The sequence below is a fragment of the uncultured Tateyamaria sp. genome, assembly GCF_947488715.1.
Taxonomy (GTDB): domain Bacteria; phylum Pseudomonadota; class Alphaproteobacteria; order Rhodobacterales; family Rhodobacteraceae; genus Tateyamaria.
Genome location: NZ_CANLAG010000002.1, coordinates 447,096 through 470,722 on the forward strand (window position 1 = coordinate 447,096; position 23,627 = coordinate 470,722).

Genomic DNA, 23,627 nt, shown 5'->3' on the forward strand with positions numbered 1-23,627 from the left:
GAGACAATGTGGAATGATCTGAAACAGCGGGCGGCCGCAGTGGCCGACCGGTCGATCCTTGGCCTTTTTGACGAGGCGCGCGCAGAGGCATTTTCCGTCCAGACGCAGCACATGCGCTTTGACTATGCCAAGACCAACATAGACGCGGACACGCGCGCGGCGATGCTTGCGCTTGCTGACGCGTCGGGCGTTGCCGCGCGGCGTGATGCGATGTTCAGCGGTGCCAAGATCAACGAAACCGAAGGGCGCGCAGTTTTGCACACTGCTCTGCGCAATCTTGATGGTGGTCCCGTTGTTGTGGACGGTGTCGATGTGATGCCGGACGTGCTGGCAACGCTTGACCGTATGGCCGCCTATGCGGACGAGGTGCGCAGTGGCACCATCACGGATGTGATCAATATCGGTATCGGCGGATCGGATCTTGGTCCGGCCATGGCGGTGCAGGCGCTGTCGCCCTATCACGACGGACCCCGCTGCCATTTTGTGTCCAATGTGGACGGCGCGCATATCGCGGATGTCCTTGAGGGGCTGGATGCCAAGACCACGCTGGTCGTGGTGGCGTCCAAGACGTTCACGACAATCGAGACGATGACAAACGCCCGCACGGCGCGCGCCTGGATGCTGGATCACGGCGGTGACCCTTCGGCACAGTTCGCGGCACTTTCGACAAATCTGGAAAAGACCTCAGATTTTGGCATTCCCGAGGCCCGCGTGTTCGGGTTCGAGGATTGGGTCGGTGGCCGCTATTCGATGTGGGGGCCGATTGGTTTGAGCTTGATGATGGCCATTGGGCCTGACGGGTTCCGTGCTTACCTGCGCGGTGGACAGGACATGGACCGGCACTTTCAGGTGGCCGAAGGCGTTGAGAACATGCCCCTGATGCTCGCTTTGGTGGGCATCTGGCACCGGCAGGTTCAGGGTCATGCAACCCGCGCTGTGCTGCCCTATGACCAGCGTTTGGGGCAATTGCCCAATTATCTGCAACAGCTTGAAATGGAATCGAACGGCAAGTCGGTGGCCATGGATGGCACGGCATTGCCGGTGCAAAGCGGGCCTGTTGTGTGGGGTGCGCCGGGCACAAACGGACAGCACGCGTTTTACCAGCTGATCCATCAAGGCACATCTGTGATCCCTTGCGAATTTCTGGTGGCATGTGAGGGACACGAGCCAGAGCTGAAGCATCACCATGATTTGCTTGTGGCAAACTGCTTTGCCCAATCCGAGGCGCTGTTGCGCGGGCGCAGTCTGGATGAGGCGCGGGCCAAGGTTGCGGGTTCATTCGAAGGTGCGGAGCTGGAACGCCAAGCGGCCCACCGGGTGTTTGAGGGCAACCGCCCGTCCACCACGTTGATCTATCCCAAGCTTGATCCGTTTACTCTGGGTCAGATCATTGCGCTCTATGAACACCGTGTGTTTGTTGAGGGGATCATTCTGGGCATCAATTCCTATGATCAGTGGGGCGTGGAGTTGGGCAAAGAATTGGCCACGGCCTTGCAGCCGGTGATTGAAGGCACTGCGACAGCGGATGGCAAGGACGGGTCCACGCAGGCCCTGGTGGCATATCTGCACGCACACCGCGCTTGACGGATCGAACGGCAAGCGGGCTGTGACCGAAAGGCGCGCCTGACGGCGCACACGATGCTTTCCGCTGCCTCCGGCAGCGGGTTTTTGGCCTGTGGTGCTGACGGCGCTTTATAATGAACAGGGTGCAAATCCGCGCGGTGGCCGGCGATAATCCGCCTCAATACGCATGCGACTGGAGGTATTCCTGACCTAACCTGTGGTTGCGTAGTGACGGCTTGACGCAATATTGTTGCGTTGGGCGCAAATTATTTTTGCCTAAATTTTTTTAAACATAGGAGGCCTATTATGGCTGGAACGCATCACGGGCTCACGCGGCTCGACCAACTTATGAAAACATGCATTCACGGTGAGGGGCCCGCGCGACCCTTTGCGCAAACATTGGGTCGGGTCATGCCGGCCAATCCAGTGCGGATCAAGAACATCACGCATGCGGATGTCATTCAGGCGCTTGATGACCTGTCGCAATCCATGGGTGTCACGGAAAACACCGACGGTCCTGCGGATGCGGGCATGACGTTCTTTGGTCAATTCGTCGACCATGACATCACGCTCGATGCGACTTCAGCTCTTGGTACGCGCATTGATCCCGCCACCATTCCCAACGTGCGCACGCCCAGCCTTGATCTGGACTGTGTGTATGGGGCCGGGCCTGAGGCGTCGCCGCATCTGTATGGCGCGGGCGAGGCCGAGCAGTTTCTTGTGCATGGTCGCAAGGACAACCCGCGTGATCTGGCGCGGACGTGCGCCGGCAAGGCGCTGATCGGTGACCCGCGCAATGACGAGAACATTTTGGTCGCGCAGGTGCAATCGGTGTTCATCGAGTTGCACAACCTGTTGATGAGCAAACGTGTGGACGCAGGTGCCGAAGCCGACGACATCAAGGCCTGCGCCCATGACGGTATCCCGAAACACATCTGGCACGACCATGTCAGCCCACGGCTCAGCAATTTCGAAGAGGTTCGGCGGTTTATCCGACTGCATTATCAGTGGTTGGTGTGGTGTGAATTGCTGCCTGCCTTTGTCACGCAGGATTGTTTGGACTGGGCGCTGGAACAGAGCGCCTTTGGATGGGACGCCCCTGTGATGCCGGTTGAGTTCACCGGGGCGGGCTACCGGTTTGGACATGCGACGACGCAGTTCGAATATGCGCTGACGGATGGTGTTGCCCCTCGCGGTTTCTTTGCCTTGCCCGGATTTGGTCCGCGTCCGGTGGATGGCAACATCGACTATGCGATGTTCTTTGGCATGAACGGTGCGGTGGCGTCGCAAAAGGCGCGGCCCGTGGGACCTGCGCTTGGCATGCCGTTGTTGAACCTGCCGTTTGTGCATGCCGAAATCGCACTGGCCGATATCGAAGAGACGCTGACCCTCGCGCAGTCGCGCAATCTGGCGCTGCGCAACATGGTGCGCGACCGCTATACCTATGAGTTGGCCAGTGGTCAGCAGATGGCGGCGCGCCTTGGCACCAAGCCGGTCGCCGTGCCGGACATCCTCAAGGCCAAGGGCATCACCAAAACGCCCCTTTGGTTCTACTGCCTGCAAGAGGCCGAGGCCCATGGCGGCGGCAAACTGACGGGCGCAGGCGGGCGGCTGGTGGCATCCGTCTTTGCCAACTTGTTGCGGCGCGATCCGACGACGTTCCTGCACATCCCGCATTTCAAACCCTGGCACGGTTTCGATGGCCAGCCGAGCATCCTTGCGGGCATGATCGCCTATGTCGAAGCCAACCGCGATCACATCCATCACGCCGACGATCTGCGCTGCGGCTAGTCACACCCGCACGCTGCCGGGGCAGGGGTCGCGCATCACGCGCGGCCCCTGTCTTTGCGCAGGCCACGCACGCCGTGCTTGCATGCGCGCCACCCCCTTGGCAGGGTTGCCAAATGGGAGGAACGCGCGCGGCCGGTTGGGCGCGCAGTTGGGCGTTTCGTTGACAGTATTTTGCGGGAGGCGCCGATGCTTGGCCAAATGATGAACTACCCCCTGACCATCGGATCACTGGTGGACCATGCAGCGCGCTACCACGCAGGGACCGAGATTGTGTCGGTTAACACATCCGGTGATGTCGAGATGACTGATTGGGGCCGTGTCGGGGCAAACAGCCACCAATTGGGTGACGCCTTGACCAAGCTGGGGCTAGCCCCCCAGGCCCGGTGCGCCACAATCGCCTGGAACAACCGCCGCCACCTTGAGATCTATTTCGGTGTCTCAGGGGCAGGGTTTGTCTGTCACACCATCAACCCGCGCCTGTTTCCCGAACAGCTGGTCTATATCATTAACCACGCCGAAGACCGCGTGCTGTTCATCGACCGCACCTTTGTGCCGCTGGTCAAGGCGATCCGCGACAAGATCCCCGGCGTGGCGCATATCGTGTTGATGGAGGGGCGTGACGATACGCTCGCAGCGGAGATTGATGGGCTTCAATTCTATGATGAGCTGATTGCCACGGGCGCGCCCACGTTCGACTGGCCTGACTTTGACGAAAATACTGCCTCGTCGCTCTGTTACACCTCTGGGACGACCGGCAATCCCAAGGGCGTTCTTTATTCCCACCGTTCGACCGTGCTGCATGCCTTTGCCTCGAACACGCGCGACTGCATCGGCTATTCCGCCCGTGACGTGGTTTTGCCAGTGGTACCAATGTTCCATGTGAATGCGTGGGGTACGCCCTATGCCTGCGCGCAGGTGGGTGCGCGAATGGTGCTGCCGGGGCCCGGGCTGGATGGCCCATCGCTGGTCCGGCTGATCGACACATACCGGGTGAACATTGCGCTTGGCGTGCCGACGATCTGGCTGGGTCTTCTGGGCGAGGCCAAGGCGTCTGGCTCAGACCTCGCCAGTCTGGAACGCACAGTTGTGGGCGGGTCGGCCTGTCCGCCGTCAATGATCACAGCGTTCCGCGAGCAATACGGGGTCGAGTTGATCCACGCCTGGGGCATGACCGAGATGTCGCCGCTGGGAACATCCAATCAGCCGCTGGCCAAACACGCGGACCTGCCCATCGCGGACCAACATGCTTTGCGCGAAAACCAGGGCCGCGCGCCGTGGGGCGTCGAGTTGGAGATCATGGACGACGCAGGTCAAGCGCTGCCCCATGACGGGGAGGCGCAGGGCGCGTTGATGGTCCGGGGGCACTGGATTCTGGACAGCTATTTCCAAAAGACCACGGACGAAACGCTCACGAATGGCTGGTTTGATACGGGTGACGTGGCGACCATCGACGCGGATGGGTATCTGTCGATCAAGGACCGTTCCAAGGACATCATCAAGTCCGGGGGCGAGTGGATTTCGTCGGTCGACCTCGAGAACATCGCGATTGCGCACCCGGCGCTGGCCGATGCCGCAGTGATTGGCGCGCAGCATGAAACGTGGGATGAACGCCCGGTTCTGATCGCCGTCGCCGCCGAAGGGCAAAGCCCGACACAAGAAGAGGTGCTGAGCATCTTTGATGGCAAAATCGCGAAATGGCAGGTGCCGGATATGGTGGTGTTTACCGATGCCCTGCCGCGCAATGCTACGGGCAAGGTGCTCAAACGCAACTTGCGGGACGATTTCGGGCAGGTTCTGCTTGGCTAGTGTCGCCCCACGGCGAGACAGAAAAAGGGGCGCGCCGGTCGAACCAGCGTGCCCCCAATCTTTCCAACGCAGGGTCAGCCCACCATTGCGCCGTCTGTGCGTTTCACCGCAACGATGGACGACCGGGGCAGGGACCCTTCACCGTCGGGGAACGGCTTGCCGGGGTGCTGGATGCCCACAAACATGGTCCGCTTGTCCGATGACCAGGTCAGGCCGGTCACTTCGGACCCGTTCGGGCCGGTCAGGAAGCGGCGGATTTCACCGGTCACGGGGTCACCTGCCAGCATCTGGTTGTTGCCCATGCCCTCGAACTCACCCTCATTGTCATCATTGCCATCCGTCTGGATCCACATGATGCCGGTCGTGTCGAACTGCATCCCGTCGGGGGCGTTGAACATGTTGCCTTCGTTGATGTTCGACGACCCTTTGTAGGCGCCTTGCTGATTGGTGGGATTGCCCGCCATCACGTAAAGGTCCCAGTCAAAGGTGTTTGACGCATGATTGTCGCCATGAGGACGCCAGCGCACGATTTGGCCATAGTTGTTGGCCTCACGTGGGTTGGGGCCGTTGGCCGCCGTGTCGTCGCCGCCCGCATTGGGCTTGATCCCGCGGTTCTTGTTGTTGGTGAGGCAGCAATAGGCCTCCACCGCGGTGGGATTGACGGCGATCCATTCCGGACGGTCCATTGTAGTGGCACCCACCGCTGATGCGGCGATGCGGCTGAAGAGCGCAATTTCCGCCTCGGACATGCCGGTGGCTGCGGGTGTCAGCGCCACCCATTCGCCAGACATGTCGTCGTCGAAACGGGCTACGAACAGTTGCCCTTCGCTCAACAGGGTCGAGGTGTCGCCGCCCGGCACGTACTTGTCCCGGCTGAGCCACTTGTACATGAACTCGCCCCGTTCATCGTCGCCCATGTAGACGGCAACGCGGCCATCGGGGGCCAGCGCATAGGCGGCGTTCTCATGCTTGAACCGGCCCAGTGCGGTGTGCTTGACTGGTGTGCTGTCAGGATTAGCCGGGTCGATTTCGACGATATAGCCTGCGCGGTGCGGCTCGTTCGGATTCTTCGAGATGTCAAAGCGCGCGTCGAAACCGTGATAGTTGTAGCGGCCCGGATCAACGTCTGTTTTGACGCCGTAGCGTTTGAACCCGGCAGCCGTCACGTCGTCCAGCGACGCTTCTTCGGTCGCACCGAAATAGCCGTTAAAGTTCTCTTCGCAGGTCAGATACGTACCCCAGGGCGTGCGGCCAGAGCCACAGTTGTTGAACGTGCCCAGCGACGCGGTGCCGGTGGGGTCGGCGTCGGTTTTCAGCAGGTCGTGACCGGCAGCGGGGCCGTCGATGACCATGGGTGTGTTGTGGTGGATGCGACGGTTATAGGGGCTGTCGACAACCACTTCCCAGCCGTTCTCACCTTCGGTCACTTCCATGACGGACACGCCCTGGAAGTTCTGCAGACGCAGCACATCGCCAGCAGATGCGGGCTTGCCACCTTCGTTTTCGGGCAGGTTCGTCTTGGTGTTCACATATTCACTGTTCACGACCAGCAGTTCGTGATTGCCCACTTTGAACAGCTCCATGCCATCCGTGTTTTCGCCAAACACACGGTCGGACCCTTCGGTGGGGACGCCGGTTGCAGCGTCAAAGGCGGGTGCGTCGGAAAACAGCGGATCGCCCCAACGCACCAGAACCTCCCATTCGTATCCGTCCGGCACATGCACCGTGCCATCGGTCTGGATCGGCAGTTGTTCAAAGGCAAAGCGGTCCGACTGACCGGCCACGGCTGTGGTCCCCTTGAGCATCGACGTACCCATGACCGCAGCACCCGACCCAAAGGCCACAACGCCGTTCAAGAAACCACGGCGTGAAATCGCTGCTTCGACGACATCATCAAACCCGTTGTGATCCGCGCGCGGAAAATGCAGTTCGTCCCACTCATCCGGTGACATTTCGGCTTGATCGATATCTTTCATACCTGGCTCCCTGAGGCTTGGAATTTCACGCTGAATATTGCGTTCGGCCCGCATTAGCCGGGCATCCCAAAACATTTGTGACAGTTTCGTATGGGCTTGATGACAAAATTCTCCTCTGACGGGAAAACTTGGCGTGACTCCGCCGATGGTGGTCCATCCAAGGACGCGGCTACTCCGGCAGGTGGTTTTGGCGGGCCGGGCCGCGGTATTTCTCCGTCAGCCGTGCCTCAACCTCGGTGCCGTCTTTCATAAATGGCAACACGCCCTTGCCAGATGACGCACCCCGCATAGCCACAATATCTGCTTCGGATTTCGTCGTACGTTGCGACATGCGCAAACCCCAATCATGCAGATAGCCAGTCAGCCGCGCGATTTCTGCGTCATGTTTCCCAGCCTTGGCGAGGTCGACCACCTCGTCCGGGTCTTCGGCCAGGTCAAACAGCATAGGGCGCAGCGTTTGCGCAGCGCAGTGCATCAACTTGTACCGGCCATCAAACACCATAAACAGGCGGCAGTCGCGCGGCTCCAACCCCAACCGGGCGGCGGGCGGTTGCGCGCCGAAATCATATTCCGAGATCACGTAGCTGCGCCAATCCGGGGCTTCACCGCGCAACAAGGGCAACAGGCTGCGCCCTTCAACGATGTGGCTTGGCACTTCACCACCGGCGGTTTCGATGAATGTCGCCGCCAAATCCAGCGACTCGACCAAAGCGTCAGAGACTGTGCCGCGTGTGACATTTGCGGAACTGCGTGGATCATAGACAATCATCGGAACTTTGACGGACGGGTCGTGGAACAGGTTTTTCTCGCCCAGCCAATGATCACCCAGATAATCACCGTGGTCCGACGTCAGCACGATCATCGTGCTGTCCATTTGCCCCGTCGCCTCCAGATGATCCAAAAGGCGGCCCAACTGGTCGTCGCATTGTTTGATCAGACCCATGTAGGCGGGGATGACCTTGGCGCGGACATCCTCGTCCTGAAACGCGCGCCCCACAGGGCCGTTCATAAAGGCGTCAAAAATGGGGTGCGCGTCCTCACGTTCCCCGTCCGCGCGGTTGGCGGGCGGCACGTGCTCTGGGTCGAACATCGACGCATAGGGTTCGGGCACGATATAGGGCCAGTGTGGCTTGATATAGCTCAGATGCGCGCACCACGGCCCTTCGGCCTGATCGATGAAGTCGATGGCCTGCGATGTCAGCCAAGGCGTCTCGCTGTCTTCTTCGCGGATGTTTGCAGGCAGGTCGGTGTTGTCAAACATCCACCCGCTGGCGATCTGACCGTCCCGGATGCCAGCATTGGCATAATCCGCCCAGGGGTTCTCGCCATCATATCCCTTGGACTTCAGGTATTCGTTGTAAGGGCTTCTTTTTTCGTCGTAAAACCCATCTGGTCCTTGCGCCCACAAACCATCATCGCGCACCCACGGGTCAAATCCACACTCGCCCGTGCGCACTCCGATAATGCTGTCAGCATCAAGGCCCAGCCGCGCCATGCCCTCGGCATCCGCCTTCATGTGGGTCTTGCCGATCAGGTGACAGGACATCCCGATCTTGCGCAGGTGGTCACCCAGCGTCAGCTCGCCCACCCGCAAGGGGTAGCCGTTCCAATGCGCGCCATGAGACGCTGCATAGCGCCCGGTGTAATAGCACATGCGCGACCCGCCACATATCGGAGACTGCACATAGGCGTTGGAAAAACGCACCCCCATGCCGGCCACCCGGTCAAAATGCGGGGTTTGCAGATGCGGGTGTCCGGCGCAGCTGAGGTAGTCAAACCGCAGCTGGTCATACATCACAAAGAGGATATTCACGCGTCAGTCGTTCCCAAGGCTTTGCAGCCGGTCGCGGACTGCCATCACCGAAGAATAGGTCGAGACCGAATATGGCACAAGGAATGTCAGCACGCACTTGATCCACGCCATCCCCGACATCTGGCCCGTGACCATCTTGTCGCCGTGGTTGATCAGCGCGATGACCGTGCCGACGATAAGCGCAATCTTGGCAGCACGCCGCACAACCGTGCGGTCGGTGGCAATGGTCCAGAACCCAGTGTCAGAGGTGCAGCGCAATGTCATATTACATCCATTTGACGGGCCAACGCGGCTTACGCAAGCAAATTGCGCTTTGCGCACATGGCTGTGATCTATGTCAAATGACCGGTGAGATGCGATGGAGCGGGTAACGAGAATCGAACTCGTAACTAAAGCTTGGGAAGCTGCCGTGATACCTTTTCACCATACCCGCGCGCGCTTGGTGGATAGGCGTGCTGGCGCGGCGCGTCAAGGGCGGTCAGGCGGATTGCGTGCCTCGTAGATGTGGATGCTGGCAGGGATCCGCAGCCCGTCTGCACCATCAAACTGCGCGAAACGCAAGGCAATGGCGTCTGAAACCATGGCGCGTTCGGCATCGCTGGCTTCGTAGTACTGCAGCGCGCTGTCCGCAGGACCGATGCGGCAACACAGGTCTGCGGCATCCTTGACGCTGCCACGCGGGGTCAGCGCCAGCGCGTGTGTTGCGCATTGCAAATCGACCAGTCCAGCCTGTTCCAGCATCGGCATGATCCGTGCGGGATCTTCAAAGGCGAAGGGGCCGGGCAGGGTGCGGTCCACTTTGGGCATCGGCCCCAACACGTCACGCGCGGCACTGGCCGGTTCCATGAACCACGGGTTGTCAGGCGCTGGTCCCCATGTGGCCAGCGTCAACGCCGCACCCGGCGCAAGGCCCCGCGTCATATTGCCAAAGGCCGCCACCGTATCGTCAAAGAACATCACCCCAAACCGCGATATCAGCGCATCATAGGCGCCCGGTTCAAAGGCATGGTTTTGCGCATCGGCCTTGATCAGCGACGTATTGGGGTGATCGGCGAGGCGCGCACGCGCCAGGTCCAGCATCGTGTCTGCGATGTCCAATCCGGTCACATGCCCGCCATCGCCCACCCGGACCGAGGCTTCGAGCACGCTTGCGCCAGTGCCGCACCCGACATCCAGCACCCGGTCGCCCGGCCGGAGCACTGCCGCCTCGAGCACCAAGTCCAGCACCGGCTGCATCAGGCAATCCATCTGCGACTGTAAAAACACCCAGGCTGGACCTGCCGATTGGCTCCAAAAGATTTCCTGATCGTCGTTGGTCATGCGCGCCGCCGTCTGCGGCGTCCACCGCCGTCGCTGTCGCCACCGGTGTTGAAATTGACCTGGGGCAGGGTGACGACACTGTTGAGCGTCGGGAATGGATCGGAAGAGTTTGGGATGGCCGAGGCGTTGACAAAGTGCTCTTGAAAGCGCGGCTCGATTGCGGTTTCGATCTTGTGGATGCGCCGCACCGTCTCTTCGATTTCGCCCCGCGCGTCACGGTTCAGCAAGGCGATCCGCGCGCCGGTGCCAGCGGCATTGCCCGCCGACGTCACCTTGTCCAGCGGGGCATCGGGGATCATGCCCAACACCATCGCGTGTTTGGGCGAGATATGCGCACCAAACGCGCCCGCCAGCACCACGCGGTCCACCCGGTCCACGCCAAACTTGTCCATCAACAGACGCGCCCCGGAATAGAGCGCGGCCTTGGCCATTTGAATGGCACGGATGTCTGGATTGGTGACCGTGATCAGCGGCCCGCCTTTCGTAGTACCGTCATGCAGAACATAGGAATGTGTCCGCCCGTCCGCGATACAGCGCGGCGATCCTGTCTGTGCAGCACTTCCAATCAGGCCCGACGCATCCAGCAGTCCCGCCAACCGCATTTCCGCAATCGCCTCGATGATGCCAGAGCCGCAGATGCCCGTGATCCCGCTCGCAGCGGCGGCCTCGGGAAACCCGTCTTCGTCCGACCACAGGTCCACACCGATGATGCGGAACCGCGGCTCTTTGGTGTCGGCGTTGATCTCGACCCGTTCGATAGCACCCGGTGCGGCGCGTTGCCCCGAAGTGATCTGTGCACCCTCAAAGGCCGGGCCAGTGGGTGACGAGCACGCCAGCACCTTGCTCGCATTGCCCAACAGAATTTCCGCGTTTGTGCCGACATCGACAACCAGAACCAGATCCTCGGACTTGTCCGGCGCCTCGCTTAGCGCAACAGCCGCCGCATCCGCACCCACATGCCCCGCGATACAAGGCAGAATGTAGATCCGCGCAGACGGGTGAATGTTCAGATCAAGGTCATCGGCCCGCATCCGAAGCGCATCCGACGTGGCCAGCGCAAAGGGCGCTTGGCCCAGCTCGAACGGATCAATGCCCAAAAGCAGGTGGTGCATGACCGGGTTGCACACAAACACCGCATCCACGATCAGGCCCTTGTCGATCTCGGCCTCCGTGGCGATCTGGGTGAACAGCGCATTCATGCCCTCACGCACCGCCAACGTCATCTCGCCCGCGCCGCCCGCGTTCATCATGCCATAGCTCACGCGGCTCATCAGGTCCTCGCCAAAGCGGATCTGCGGGTTCATGATGCCGGACGAGGCGACAACCTCTCCTGTGGTCAAATCGCACAGGTGCGCCGCAATGGTCGTAGACCCCAAATCCACAGCCAATCCATAGACCGCACCATCGTAATAGCCCGGCCAGATGTGCATGATGCGCGGCGCGTTCTCATTGTCGCCCAGATGGATGGCGACCGTGACCTTCCACGCGCCCTTGCGCAGCACCGGTTGCAGGGCCTGCAGGATGTGCAGGTCCGCATGAATGTTGGTGATGCCCCAATCGGCCTCGATGGCCCGCACCAACCGCTCCAGATCGCCTGAGGGCTCGTGCATGTCGGGTTCCTGAACCTCGACATAATAGAGCTTGGTCGACGGGTTCATGGTGATCTCGCGCGCCTCGGCCCGCTTGCGCACAACCTGCCTGTGGACTTGGCTCTCGGGGGGGACGTCGATCACCACGTCGCCCTGAACCGTGGCCTGACAACCCAGGCGACGCCCTTCGGTCAACCCCCGCTTGGATTTGTAACGTTCCTCGACCGCATTCCACGGCGACAGGGCATCGTCGGCCACGGTTACGCCATGCTTGGGAAACGCACCCACACCCGGTGTGATCTGGCACTTGGAACAAATGCCGCGCCCACCACAAACGGAATCAAGGTCAACGCCAAGTTGCCGCGCCGCCGTCAGGATCGGTGTGCCAACCGGGAAATGCCCGCGCTTGCCGGACGGGGTGAATACGACGAGTGGATCGGTGCTCATGGACGCCTCGGTGACCTTGCCTGAGCGCTACCATAGCCTGCGTGCGGGCAGGGGAAAGGTGTCAAACGACATCGCCCGACGCGCTGGCGTCAAATCCGGGCTCATCGTCATCTTGCCAGATAAACTCCGGGGGGCCCGAAGGGCGGGGGCTGGCCCCCTCACTCCGTGCCACCGGCGCGCGCGTGAAAGACAAAACCCAACAGGTTCATCAACACTTGTGCGGCCAGAATGGCGGTTGATCCGGTGGGGTCATAGTCGGGCGCCACCTCGACCAGATCAATGCCCACAACCTCGTGGCGCTGCGCGGCGACCTGCAACATCTCCAGCACATCGTAATACAGAAACCCACCGTGGCTGGGCGTGCCGGTGCCGGGCGCAATCGACGGGCAAAACGCATCGATGTCGATGGTGATATACAGTCGCGCGCCCGCCGGGATGCGGTCGATCACGGCCTTCGGTCCCAGCGCACGGGCCTGCCGCACCGACAGGATGTCGGACCCCATGGCGCGCGCATCGGCATAGCCTTCCTTGGCGGTCGAGCTGACATTGCGGATGCCCACTTGCGTCAACCCGGCGACATGGGCGCACTCGGCAGCACGGCGCATCGGATTGCCATGGCCGTGGCGCACCCCGTGACGCTCATCGACAAAATCGAGATGCGCATCGATCTGTAGAATGTGGATGTCGCCCTGACCTTCAAAGGCGCGGATGCAGGGGATGTTGATTGAATGATCGCCCCCGATGATGACGGGCAGGGCCTTGGCCGCCAGCGCAGACAGCACGCCGGTTTCGATGTTGGCATGTGACCCGGTGGTGTCGGTATGGATGATGTCTGCATCCCCCATGTCCACAATCCGCACGGCCTCCGGCAAATAGGTGGCGTCGTCCTCGTGGTCATAGGCACCTGCATGCCCAAAACTGAAAAGCGTCGAGGCCTCGCGCACCGCTCGCGGGCCAAACCGCGCGCCCGACCGCCACTGGGTGCCTGCATCAAACGGGGCACCCAGGATCGCAACATCGGCGTCGATCTTGTCCCACTCCGCCACGTAGGGGCGTTTGCCGAAGGTCGAAATGCCCACAAAAGGCAGGTTCAGGCGGCCACTGTCATATCCATGTGTCATGGGTGCACTCTGCGCAGCGCGACGCGCACGCGCAAGCCGCCCTTTTGCCCCTTTCCATTTTCCCGAACCCGTGAAATAGGGAAGCGTCAAACGAACCCTTCCAAGGAGACACCCATGGAGATTCGCGAGGCGCTCACCTTCGATGATGTTCTACTGGTCCCGGCGGCTTCCAACGTGTTGCCCACGACGGCGGATACACGCACACGGGTCACCGGTCGGATCGACCTGAATATCCCACTGCTCAGTTCCGCCATGGACACCGTGACCGAGGGCCGGATGGCCATTGCCATGGCGCAGGCTGGCGGCATGGGCGTAGTGCACCGCAATCTCGACATCGAGGCGCAGGCCCGCGAAATCCGCCGGGTCAAACGCTTTGAATCCGGGATCGTCTACAATCCGATCACCCTGCGCCCCGATCAGACCCTGGCCGACGCCAAGGCCCTTCAGGAACGCTACCGCGTGACAGGTTTTCCAGTGGTGGATGAAACGGGCCGTGTCATGGGCATTGTGACCAACCGCGACATGCGCTTTGCCAGCGATGATGCCACGCCGGTGTCGGTGATGATGTCGTCGGACAATCTGGCCATCCTGACCGAACCCGCCGACCGCGAAGAAGCCATCAGTCTGATGAAGGCGCGCCGTATTGAAAAGTTGCTGGTGACGGATCAGGCAGGCAAGTTGACCGGCCTCCTGACACTCAAGGACACCGAACAGGCCGTCCTGAACCCCACCGCATGCAAGGACGAGCTGGGCCGCCTGCGGGTCGCCGCAGCTTCGACCGTGGGTGACGCCGGGTTTGAACGCGCCGAGGCGCTGGTGGACGCAGGTGTGGACATGATCGTGATCGACACCGCCCATGGACACTCCGAAGGGGTGGCCGAGGCCGTGCGCCGGGCCAAGAACCTCTCGAACGAAGTGCAGATCGTCGCGGGCAACGTGGCCACGGGGGCTGCAACCCGTGCGCTGATTGACGCCGGTGCCGACGCGATCAAAGTCGGGATTGGCCCCGGCTCCATCTGCACCACCCGCATGGTGGCGGGCGTGGGTGTGCCGCAGTTGACGGCCATCATGGATTGCGCCGCTGCAGCGGGGGACGTACCTGTCATCGCGGATGGTGGCATCAAGTTCTCCGGTGACTTCGCCAAGGCCATCGCCGCCGGTGCATCCTGCGCCATGGTCGGCAGTATGATCGCGGGCACCGACGAAAGCCCCGGCGAAGTGATCCTGTACCAAGGCCGCAGCTTCAAATCCTATCGCGGAATGGGTTCGCTTGGTGCCATGGCGCGCGGGTCCGCAGACCGCTATTTCCAAAAGGACGCGGCCAGCGACAAACTGGTGCCCGAAGGGATCGAGGGCCAGGTGCCTTACAAAGGTTCGGCAGGTGCGGTCATTCACCAACTGGTCGGCGGTCTCCGCGCTGCGATGGGGTATACCGGCTGTGGCACGGTCGATGAGATGCGCAAGAACTGCCAATTCGTCAAAATCACCGGGGCAGGCCTCAAGGAAAGCCATGTCCACGACGTTCAGATCACGCGCGAGTCGCCGAATTACAGAATCATGTGATGGATCAATGATTTGCGCGCACATATTGATGTCGAGGCTGTAGGGTGACACCCGGTGCACGGGTGGCTGCCGCCATCGAAATCCTTGACGACATTGCTGATGGGCGCCCCGCTGAACAGGCACTGACCCGCTGGGCGCGCTCCAGTCGCTTTGCCGGATCCAAGGATCGCGCGGCCGTGCGCGATCACGTTTTTGACGCTCTGCGCCATTGGAACAGCGACGTGGTACGCGGCGGCGGCACAACGGGCCGCGCGCGCATGATCGGCCGTTTGCGGGCCGCCGAACAGGATGCCGATACGCTTTTTCACGGCCAGGGCCATGCACCGGCCCCTTTGACCGCCGAAGAACGCGCAAGCGGTACGGAGCCCGAAGACACGCCAGACCTCTGGGATTTGCCCGCATGGTTAATCGACCGCTGGCGCGACAGCCTCAGCGGTGATGCCGCGCGGACCGCCTTGGCGCTGACCGAACGCGCACCCGTGACACTGCGCGTGAACACCACCAAGACGGATCGCGAAACCGCGCAGGCCGCACTGCGGGGCCTCGGCATTGAAACCATACCGAACGCCCGCGCTGACAGCGCGCTGACCGTGACGTCCGGTGCCCGGCAGGTGCGGTTGTCCGCGCCCTATCTCGACGGGTTGGTCGAAATTCAGGATGCCTCGAGCCAGGCGGCTGTGCGCGCCTTGCCCGGTCAGGGACGTGCGCTCGACTTTTGCGCCGGTGGCGGTGGTAAATCGCTGGCCCTGGCCGCCCAAGGATGGTCCGTCACCGCGCATGATATTGACCCGCGCCGCATGCAGGATTTGCCACTGCGGGCAGAGCGTGGCGGTCACACAATCGAGACATGCGCGCCCGACGCGGTGGCTGATGCAGGCCCGTTCGATCTGGTGCTATGTGATGCGCCATGCTCAGGCTCTGGCACGTGGCGGCGCACGCCTGATGCCAAATGGGCACTGACACCCGAACGGCTGGATGAACTACACAAGATGCAAGCCGACGTTCTGGAAACCGCGCACAGCCTTGTGGCGCCCAGTGGCACCTTGGCCTATGCGACGTGTTCGGTGCTGTCTTCCGAAAACGCCAGCCAGATCGAAGCATTCCTCGCCCGCCACCCCGACTGGGTGACGACGCGCGCGCAATCGTGGACGGTGGACGCGGAGGGCGACGGGTTTTTCCTCGCTTGCCTGACCCGCGCCTGAACGCTGATTTAACTCAACTTAAAGTTTAACAGCTTTCGCCTTGGTTGTGCTAAGGATGAGTGAGGCGTGTGCGCGCGCGCTTGGATTAAGGGCCAGTTAACCGATTCAATTGCACAAACGAGGCAACGAATCGACAAAGGCGAGGGACAGGTGTCAGACACGGCGCATTCCAACTCCACCACGTCCCGGATCACCGGCGGCGGCGCGCATCGGGCAACCAGCCTGTTGGGCGCGTCTGTACTGCTCGGTGTTATGGCCGCTTTGGCGCCAGAACCGTTGATCCAGCTAGGTCTTGCGGTGTCCGCAACTGTCTTGATGGGGTTGGGCCTCGCGGTGACGTTGAACGGACGCAAGGTGCGCAGCAAGGACGCGGTGACGATGTCCGCCATCAGCACCTTTATCGAAAAAGATGCCTCGCCCAGTTTCGTCTGTACCGCCGATGGCGAGGTGATCCGCGCCAATGCCGCCGCGCGCCAGACCTATGCCACCCGTTCCGGTGAAACGCTGGCCGGAACGCTGCGCAATACCTTTGCCAATCCGGGCGGCATCCTCTTTCGCCTCAAGGCCGCCGCAGAGATTGAGGGCGCGGCCCGCGAGGATCTGGTGACCCGCCGTGGCCACATGCGCCTAGCCGTGCACGAAATGGAGGATGCGCGCTTTCTCTGGCGGCTTGAGGCTGTGCCTGACACCGGGCAGGGCCGCGGAACCGACGGTCCGGGACTGCCGATGGTGATGACCGGGCGCAATGGCGCGGTGCTCTATATGAACGAGGGGGCGCGCACATTGATCGGTGGGCGGGTCAAGGCGCTGGACGCCATTTTTGACGCCTTGCCGGTGCGTTATGGTCAGTCGAACAAGATCACCACCTCCGAAGGGGCCATAGACGTGCTGGCTGCGCGCGTGGATGCGGGCGCTGGCCGCACCGCCATCTACTTGCTGCCTCCCTCCGAAGAGGGCGACGCCACAGCCCCCTGGTCCACCTTTCAGGACTTGCCGGTGCCGCTGGTCCGATTCGCGCCCGACGGTCGCGTCCGCAGCTTTAACCGCAAGGGTGCGGACCTTGTTGGTCCCGGTTTGGTCGAAGGCACTCATATCGGCGATCTGATGGCCGGGCTTGGGCGACCCATTGCTGACTGGCTGGACGAGACGGTGTCCGGGCGTGCGGTCCAACAATCCGAGTTTTTGCGTCTGAAACGCGCGGACAAGGAGATGTTTGTGCAGGTCGCGCTCAACCGGATGTCGGACCAGGGCGAGGTTTCCATTGTTGCTGTCCTTGCGGATGCCACCGAACTCAAAACGCTTGAGGCGCAATTTGTCCAAAGCCAAAAGATGCAGGCCATTGGCCAGTTGGCCGGGGGTGTTGCCCATGATTTCAACAATCTGCTGACCGCGATTTCGGGCCACTGCGACCTCTTGCTTCTGCGCCATGATCAGGGTGATTCCGACTACAGCGACTTGGTGCAGATCAATCAAAACGCCAACCGCGCAGCGGCGCTCGTTGGGCAATTGCTCGCCTTTTCGCGCAAGCAAAATCTGCGCCCCGAAGAGTTGGATTTGCGCGACACCATGGCCGACCTCACGCACTTGCTGAACCGGCTTGTGGGCGAAAAGGTGCGGCTGTCACTGACCCACGATCCTGTGCTCAAACCCATCCGCGCCGACAAACGCCAGTTGGAACAGGTGCTGATGAACCTCGTCGTCAACGCCCGTGACGCCATGCCCGAAGGTGGTGAGATCGAGATCGAGACGGAATGCGTGACCCTCAACGACCCTCTCGAACGCGACCGCGTCACGGTTCCAGCCGGCGAATATGTCTGTTTGCGGGTCAAGGACGCGGGTGTCGGCATCGCTGCGGACAAACTGCAAAAAGTGTTCGAGCCATTCTTTACCACCAAGAAGACTGGCGAGGGGACGGGTCTGGGCCTGTCGACGGCCTACGGGATCGTAAAGCAAACGGGTGGTTTTATCTTTGTGGACAGCACCTTGGGGGAGGGGACGACGTTCTCGATCATGTTCCCTGTCCTCGAAAACCCAACGCCGAAAAAAGCTGCGGCAGCACCGACACAACAGGTGACCGAACCCAAGCACGGCGATGGTGTCATCCTGCTGGTCGAAGACGAGGCGCCCGTGCGTGCCTTTGCCAGCCGCGCCCTACGGTTGCGAGGCTATACGGTACTCGAGGCTGATTCCGCCGAAGCCGCGCTCAAAACGCTGGAAGACGAAAACCTGAACGTCGATCTGTTTGTCACCGACGTGGTGATGCCGGGCAAGGACGGGCCAAGCTGGGTACGCGAAGCACTCAAGGAACGGCCCGAGGTTCGCGTGGTCTTTGTGTCAGGCTATGCCGAGGACAGGCTGAACAACCAACAGGACAACATCCCAAATTCGGTTTTCCTGCCCAAGCCGTTCTCACTGAATGATCTCGCCGAAACCGTGCACAAGCAGCTGCACTGAGCCTAGCTTGGAATACTCTCGTAGAGCGCAAACTCATCCGCGCATTTGCGGCGCAGTTTTTCCTCAACGTCAGGCGACAAAGACATCGGAACTGACGGTGACACATTGGCCCGGCCCAGATCGAACGACACGCCCAACCTGTCGGTCAGAAAGCCCTGCAGGCGCGCCTGGTCCTCGTAACGGAACAGGTGCGTGACCCCGACACCGTTGGGTTGCGTCTCCAGAAACTTCAACTGGCTGCCAACATCCGCAAAAGAGGGTTTTTTACCCTTCATATACGCTTGCACAAAGTCATCAAAACTCACATCATGCGTCGCGTTTGGCCGACCCGCCATAAACGGACGCTGCCGGTAACGCCACCAACTGCCCAGCCAACTGATCGGCTCGCGCATCACGGCCATCAACTCCAACTCCACCTTGCACACATTCACAAACATCGGCCGCACAAAGCGATTGTACCGGTACACCGGCGCGTGTTTCAGCGTCGGCGGTTCCGAAATCACCATGTCCGCATGGTCGCGCAATGCATTCTCATAGGCGGTTGTCCCGGTTTTCGGCACCGACAGAAACGCCAAATTCGCTTTGTAGAACACCAACATCTGCTGCGCCTCGTCATTTATTTGCCGCGGTGGGCCTTGCTGTAAACTACTCCTTAACACCTCACCGCAAAAGGTGGATGCAGAGAATTTTATTGAAATGTTCCGGTTTTGATCTCATAAGGAACGCAACAGGAACATCCGCGTGGATACAGCAACGATTGCTGCGCCTCTGCGGGTATGACACAAGGGACCAAATCAATGGCAACGGCAGACCTTTTGACCATGACAGACAAAAAATCGGCAGACAAACAAAAGGCGCTGGACAGTGCCCTGGCCCAGATCGAACGCCAGTTCGGCAAGGGGTCGATCATGAAGCTGGGCGACGAGGGCGCCATTCAGGACATCAAGGCCAGCTCGACCGGTAGCCTGGGTCTGGACATCGCGCTTGGCATTGGCGGCCTGCCCATGGGGCGGATTGTCGAGATTTATGGCCCCGAATCCTCGGGCAAGACGACGCTGACCCTGCACTGCGTCGCAGAACAGCAGAAGTCGGGCGGCGTGTGCGCCTTTGTGGATGCCGAACACGCGCTGGACCCGCAATATGCCAAAAAGCTGGGTGTGAACCTGGATGAGTTGCTGATTTCGCAGCCCGACACCGGCGAACAGGCGTTGGAAATCACGGACACGCTGGTCCGTTCCGGTGCGGTGAACATGGTCATCGTCGATTCGGTTGCAGCGCTGACACCCAAATCCGAACTCGAGGGTGACATGGGCGACAGCAGCGTTGGCGTCCAGGCCCGCCTGATGAGCCAGGCCATGCGCAAACTCACCGGTTCGATCAGCCGTTCGAACTGTATGGTCATCTTCATCAACCAGATCCGGATGAAAATCGGCGTCATGTTCGGCTCGCCCGAAACGACAACCGGCGGCAACGCGCTGAAATTCTATTCCTCGGTCCGCCTCGACATCCGCCGCATTGGCGCTCTCAAGGACCGCGACGAGGTTGTCGGCAACGCCACCCGCGTCAAGGTTGTGAAAAACAAGGTCGCACCGCCGTTCAAGCAGGTTGAATTCGACATCATGTATGGCGAAGGCATCTCGAAAATGGGCGAACTGCTGGACCTCGGCGTCAAGGCGGGCGTGGTCGAGAAATCAGGCTCTTGGTTCAGCTACGGCGACGAACGGATCGGGCAGGGGCGCGAAAATGCCAAGACGTTCCTCAAGGAAAACAGCCGCATTGCGCTGGACATCGAGGACAAGATTCGCGCTGCACACGGTCTCGATTTTGACATGCCCGAGGGCGAGAAAAAGGCGGATGACGACGATATCCTCGAGGCATAACGCCTGAGGTCCATCCGCATATCCATTGGAACAGGGCGCCGCAGCATCGGCGCCCTGTTTCGTTTGTGGACACCACCGCGTCACAGGGCTATGTCAGGACGACCTTTCAGCCGCCTCGGATCACGCCCATGCCATCGCTCAACGACATCCGCTCGACCTTCTTGAATTACTTTGAAAAACAAGGGCATGCGGTGGTGCCTTCCAGCCCGCTGGTGCCGCGCAACGACCCCACCTTGATGTTCGTCAACTCGGGCATGGTGCAATTCAAGAACCTGTTCACCGGGATCGAGCGGCGCGACTATGCCCGTGCGACCTCTGCGCAGAAATGCGTGCGCGCTGGCGGCAAGCACAACGACCTCGACAACGTGGGGTATACCGCCCGCCACCACACGTTTTTCGAGATGCTGGGCAACTTCAGCTTCGGCGACTACTTCAAACACGAGGCGATCCCGTTTGCGTGGAACCTGATTACAGGTGAGTTCGGCATCCCCAAGGAACGGCTATACGTCACAGTCTATCATACCGATGACGAAGCCTTTGAGATCTGGAAAAAGGTCGGCGTGCCCGAAGACCGGATCATCCGCATCGCCACTTCCGACAACTTTTGGCAAATGGGGCCAACCGGTCCGTGCGGGCCTTGCACCGAGATTTTCTATGATCATGGCGACCACATCTGGGGTGGCCCTCCCGGCAGCCCCGAAGAGGACGGCGACCGGTTCATCGAAATCTGGAACATCGTTTTCATGCAAAACGAACAGTTCGAAGATGGCTCGATGGTCGACCTCGCCATGCAGTCGATCGACACCGGCATGGGGCTGGAACGGATTGGCGCGCTCTTGCAGGGCAGCCACGACAACTACGACACGGACCTGTTCAAATCGCTGATCGAGGCGTCGGCGGATGTCACGGGTATGGACCCGTACGGCGATCACAACGTGCATCACCGGGTGATTGCGGACCACTTGCGCTCGACCTCGTTTCTGATTGCGGATGGCGTGATGCCGTCCAATGACGGGCGGGGCTATGTCCTGCGCCGGATCATGCGCCGCGCCATGCGCCACGCCCACCTGTTGGGGGCCAAGGACCCGGTGATGTACCAACTGGTGCCCGCGCTGGTGCGCCAGATGGGGGCGGCCTATCCCGAACTGGGGCAGGCGCAGGGGCTGATCACAGAGACGCTGCAAGCCGAAGAAACGCGGTTCAAGCAGACGCTCGACCGTGGGCTCAAACTGCTGGACGACGAGGTCAGCGGCTTGCCCGAGGGCGGAGAGCTGCCCGGTGCGGCGGCATTCAAGCTCTATGACACCTACGGGTTCCCGCTCGATCTGACGCAGGACGCGCTGCGTGAGCGTGGTCTTGGTGTGGACACGGACGGCTTTGACGCGGCCATGGCCGAACAAAAAGCCAAGGCACGCGCGGCGTGGTCGGGCTCTGGCGAGGCAGCGGATGCGACCGTTTGGTTCGACGTGGCCGAAACCGGCGGCACCACGGATTTTCTGGGCTATGACACCGAAACCGCTGAGGGCCAAATCACCGCGTTGGTTATCGACGGGGTGCAAGGCGACGTGGCCGAGGCCGGAACAACCGTTCAGATCGCTCTGAACCAGACCCCGTTTTACGCCGAAAGCGGTGGTCAGGTTGGCGATACCGGTCAGATCCGCACCGACACCGGCACGGCTGAAGTGACAGGCACGGTCAAGACTGCAGACGTCGTTGTGCATCTGGCGAAGGTGACAAAAGGTAATCTTACCAAAGGACAAGCAGCGGTTCTTGAAGTTGACCCGACGCGCCGCTCCGCCATCCGCGCCAACCACTCTGCGACGCACCTGTTGCACGAGGCCCTGCGCGGCGCTCTGGGCGATCATGTGGCCCAACGCGGGTCGCTCAATGCGCCCGACCGTCTGCGCTTTGACTTTAGCCATGGAAAGGCGCTGAGCGCGGATGAACTGGCGCAGGTCGAGGCAGAGGTGAACGCCTATATCCGCCAGAACGGCGCAGTCGAAACCCGGATCATGACGCCGGACGATGCGCGTGCCTTGGGGGCGCAGGCGCTCTTTGGCGAGAAATACGGCGACGAGGTGCGCGTGGTGTCGATGGGCACGCAAGCGGGTTCGGGCAAGGGCACGGGCGGCGATACCTATTCGCTCGAGCTCTGCGGCGGCACGCATGTGCGGCAGACCGGCGACATCGGCGCCTTTGTCACCCTTGGCGACAGTGCCTCCAGTGCAGGCGTGCGCCGGATCGAGGCGTTGACCGGGCAGGCGGCGATGGACCACCTGCGCGCTCAGGATCAAGTGCTGTCCGAGGTTGCGGGGGCGCTCAAGGCGCAAACGCAGGACGTCCCGGCGCGGATCAAGACGCTGCTGGACGAACGCAAGGCCCTGACCGCCGAGGTGGCGCAGCTGCGCCGTGAGCTGGCAATGTCAGGCGGCAGCCAAGCGGCACCAGAGGCCGAAGATGTCGCAGGAACGCCGTTTCTGGCGCAGGTCCTGCAGGGTGTCACGGGCAAGGATTTGCCAGCACTCATCGACGCGCAGAAGCAAAGCCTCGGCACAGGCGCAATCCTGTTGATTGCCGAAGCGGACGGCAAAGTGGCCGTGGCCGCAGGGGTCACCGCAGACAAGGTGGACACGGTAAGCGCGGTCGATCTGGTCAAGGCGGCCGTGGTCGAATTGGGCGGCAAGGGCGGCGGTGGCCGTCCGGACATGGCGCAGGGTGGCGCCAAGGACGCAAGCAACGCGGATGCCGCCATCGCAGCCGCAAAATCCGTTATGGGAGGATAAGATGCCAGCACTCTGGATCGCACACGTCACTGTCACCGACGAAGAGGCGTACAAGAAATACGCCGCCGGCGCGACAGTCGCCATCGCAGAACATGGCGGGACGTTTATCGCCCGTGGTGGACGCTACGTGCAGCTTGAAGGCAAGGACCGCCCGCGTAACGTCGTGGCGCGGTTTCCTGACGTGGAAACAGCGGAAAAATGCTACCACTCAGCCGCCTATCAGGCCGCTTTGGAGCACGCGCGCGGCGCCTCCGAACGCGAACTGCTCATCGTCGAAACCTCAGAATAGCAAAAAAAAAGTAACCGCCCGAAACCGGCG

Annotated in this window: 16 protein-coding genes and 1 tRNA gene; 9 read left to right on the plus strand and 8 right to left on the minus strand. The window is 61.2% G+C overall.

Features of this window, described 5'->3' with window-relative positions; all coding sequences use genetic code 11:
- Nucleotides 1-6 precede the first annotated feature (6 nt).
- The 3 genes from pgi to Q0936_RS06505 all read left to right on the plus strand — a co-directional run bounded on the left by pgi (nt 7) and on the right by Q0936_RS06505 (nt 5,160).
- On the plus strand, nt 7-1,584 hold the full coding sequence (gene pgi, locus Q0936_RS06495) for a glucose-6-phosphate isomerase (protein WP_299294841.1): 1,578 nt from the start codon (nt 7-9) through the stop codon (nt 1,582-1,584).
- Nucleotides 1,585-1,974: 390 nt separating this feature from the next.
- Nucleotides 1,975-3,354, plus strand: coding sequence for a peroxidase family protein (locus Q0936_RS06500; protein ID WP_299294843.1), 1,380 nt, complete (start codon nt 1,975-1,977; stop codon nt 3,352-3,354).
- A gap of 186 nt (nt 3,355-3,540) precedes the next feature.
- A complete protein-coding gene (locus Q0936_RS06505) occupies nt 3,541-5,160 on the plus strand; it encodes a long-chain-fatty-acid--CoA ligase (protein WP_299294845.1) in 1,620 nt (539 codons plus the stop codon).
- 74 nt (nt 5,161-5,234) lie between these two features.
- Here the strand turns inward: Q0936_RS06505 and Q0936_RS06510 are convergent, their stop codons facing one another.
- From Q0936_RS06510 to speB, 7 genes are all read right to left on the minus strand, one after another.
- A complete protein-coding gene (locus tag Q0936_RS06510; protein ID WP_299294847.1) occupies nt 5,235-7,136 on the minus strand; it encodes a PhoX family phosphatase in 1,902 nt (633 codons plus the stop codon).
- 169 nt (nt 7,137-7,305) lie between these two features.
- On the minus strand, nt 7,306-8,949 hold the full coding sequence (locus tag Q0936_RS06515) for a sulfatase-like hydrolase/transferase (protein WP_299294849.1): 1,644 nt from the start codon (nt 8,947-8,949) through the stop codon (nt 7,306-7,308).
- A 3-nt stretch (nt 8,950-8,952) separates the two neighbouring features.
- Nucleotides 8,953-9,213: a nitrate/nitrite transporter NrtS gene (gene nrtS, locus Q0936_RS06520; RefSeq protein WP_299294851.1), complete on the minus strand. Its 261-nt coding sequence runs from the start codon at nt 9,211-9,213 to the stop codon at nt 8,953-8,955.
- A 95-nt stretch (nt 9,214-9,308) separates the two neighbouring features.
- Nucleotides 9,309-9,382 (minus strand) — tRNA-Gly (locus Q0936_RS06525).
- A gap of 35 nt (nt 9,383-9,417) precedes the next feature.
- Entirely contained in the window at nt 9,418-10,269 is an 852-nt protein-coding gene (locus Q0936_RS06530; RefSeq protein ID WP_299294852.1) for a methyltransferase domain-containing protein, read from the minus strand.
- The gene (locus Q0936_RS06535) at nt 10,266-12,305 is read right to left on the minus strand and encodes an ASKHA domain-containing protein (RefSeq protein WP_299294854.1); all 2,040 of its coding nucleotides are present in this window, start codon (nt 12,303-12,305) and stop codon (nt 10,266-10,268) included. The genes Q0936_RS06530 and Q0936_RS06535 overlap by 4 nt, the downstream gene beginning before the upstream one ends.
- A 158-nt stretch (nt 12,306-12,463) precedes the next feature.
- Nucleotides 12,464-13,426 (minus strand): agmatinase, encoded by a 963-nt coding sequence (speB, locus tag Q0936_RS06540; protein ID WP_299294856.1) that lies wholly within the window; start codon nt 13,424-13,426, stop codon nt 12,464-12,466.
- 114 nt (nt 13,427-13,540) lie between these two features.
- On the opposite strand from speB, the gene guaB reads away from it, so the two are divergent.
- The 3 genes from guaB to Q0936_RS06555 all read left to right on the plus strand — a co-directional run bounded on the left by guaB (nt 13,541) and on the right by Q0936_RS06555 (nt 18,645).
- Nucleotides 13,541-14,989 carry an IMP dehydrogenase gene (gene guaB / locus Q0936_RS06545; protein WP_299141069.1) on the plus strand — a complete coding sequence of 483 codons (1,449 nt, stop codon included), beginning with the start codon at nt 13,541-13,543 and terminating at the stop codon, nt 14,987-14,989.
- A 44-nt stretch (nt 14,990-15,033) separates the two neighbouring features.
- Nucleotides 15,034-16,191: an RsmB/NOP family class I SAM-dependent RNA methyltransferase gene (locus tag Q0936_RS06550; protein ID WP_299294858.1), complete on the plus strand. Its 1,158-nt coding sequence runs from the start codon at nt 15,034-15,036 to the stop codon at nt 16,189-16,191.
- Nucleotides 16,192-16,443: 252 nt separating this feature from the next.
- Entirely contained in the window at nt 16,444-18,645 is a 2,202-nt protein-coding gene (locus tag Q0936_RS06555) for an ATP-binding protein (protein WP_299294900.1), read from the plus strand.
- A 2-nt stretch (nt 18,646-18,647) separates the two neighbouring features.
- Here Q0936_RS06555 and Q0936_RS06560 read toward each other — a convergent pair whose 3' ends face one another.
- Nucleotides 18,648-19,244, minus strand: coding sequence for a gamma-glutamyl kinase (locus Q0936_RS06560; protein WP_299294860.1), 597 nt, complete (start codon nt 19,242-19,244; stop codon nt 18,648-18,650).
- A 198-nt stretch (nt 19,245-19,442) separates the two neighbouring features.
- Here Q0936_RS06560 and recA point away from each other — a divergent pair, with 198 nt between their 5' ends.
- The 3 genes from recA to Q0936_RS06575 all read left to right on the plus strand — a co-directional run bounded on the left by recA (nt 19,443) and on the right by Q0936_RS06575 (nt 23,597).
- Nucleotides 19,443-20,525, plus strand: a complete 1,083-nt coding sequence (recA, locus tag Q0936_RS06565) for a recombinase RecA (protein ID WP_299141075.1) — start codon at nt 19,443-19,445, stop codon at nt 20,523-20,525.
- Nucleotides 20,526-20,653: 128 nt separating this feature from the next.
- Nucleotides 20,654-23,308 (plus strand): alanine--tRNA ligase, encoded by a 2,655-nt coding sequence (gene alaS, locus Q0936_RS06570; RefSeq protein ID WP_299294862.1) that lies wholly within the window; start codon nt 20,654-20,656, stop codon nt 23,306-23,308.
- 1 nt (nt 23,309) lies between these two features.
- A complete protein-coding gene (locus Q0936_RS06575; protein ID WP_299294864.1) occupies nt 23,310-23,597 on the plus strand; it encodes a DUF1330 domain-containing protein in 288 nt (95 codons plus the stop codon).
- Nucleotides 23,598-23,627: the final 30 nt, after the last annotated feature.

Excerpts from the sequence above, each read along its gene's own strand:
- pgi (WP_299294841.1), top strand. The coding sequence starts at position 7 with ATGTGGAATGATCTGAAACAGCGGGCGGCCGCAGTGGCCGACCGGTCG.
- Q0936_RS06500 (WP_299294843.1), top strand. The coding sequence starts at position 1,975 with ATGCCGGCCAATCCAGTGCGGATCAAGAACATCACGCATGCGGATGTC.
- Q0936_RS06505 (WP_299294845.1), top strand. The coding sequence starts at position 3,541 with ATGCTTGGCCAAATGATGAACTACCCCCTGACCATCGGATCACTGGTG.
- Q0936_RS06510 (WP_299294847.1), bottom strand. The coding sequence starts at position 7,136 with ATGAAAGATATCGATCAAGCCGAAATGTCACCGGATGAGTGGGACGAA.
- nrtS (WP_299294851.1), bottom strand. The coding sequence starts at position 9,213 with ATGACATTGCGCTGCACCTCTGACACTGGGTTCTGGACCATTGCCACC.
- Q0936_RS06530 (WP_299294852.1), bottom strand. The coding sequence starts at position 10,269 with ATGACCAACGACGATCAGGAAATCTTTTGGAGCCAATCGGCAGGTCCA.
- Q0936_RS06535 (WP_299294854.1), bottom strand. The coding sequence starts at position 12,305 with ATGAGCACCGATCCACTCGTCGTATTCACCCCGTCCGGCAAGCGCGGG.
- speB (WP_299294856.1), bottom strand. The coding sequence starts at position 13,426 with ATGACACATGGATATGACAGTGGCCGCCTGAACCTGCCTTTTGTGGGC.
- guaB (WP_299141069.1), top strand. The coding sequence starts at position 13,541 with ATGGAGATTCGCGAGGCGCTCACCTTCGATGATGTTCTACTGGTCCCG.
- Q0936_RS06555 (WP_299294900.1), top strand. The coding sequence starts at position 16,444 with ATGGCCGCTTTGGCGCCAGAACCGTTGATCCAGCTAGGTCTTGCGGTG.
- Q0936_RS06560 (WP_299294860.1), bottom strand. The coding sequence starts at position 19,244 with ATGTTGGTGTTCTACAAAGCGAATTTGGCGTTTCTGTCGGTGCCGAAA.
- recA (WP_299141075.1), top strand. The coding sequence starts at position 19,443 with ATGGCAACGGCAGACCTTTTGACCATGACAGACAAAAAATCGGCAGAC.
- alaS (WP_299294862.1), top strand. The coding sequence starts at position 20,654 with ATGCCATCGCTCAACGACATCCGCTCGACCTTCTTGAATTACTTTGAA.
- Q0936_RS06575 (WP_299294864.1), top strand. The coding sequence starts at position 23,310 with ATGCCAGCACTCTGGATCGCACACGTCACTGTCACCGACGAAGAGGCG.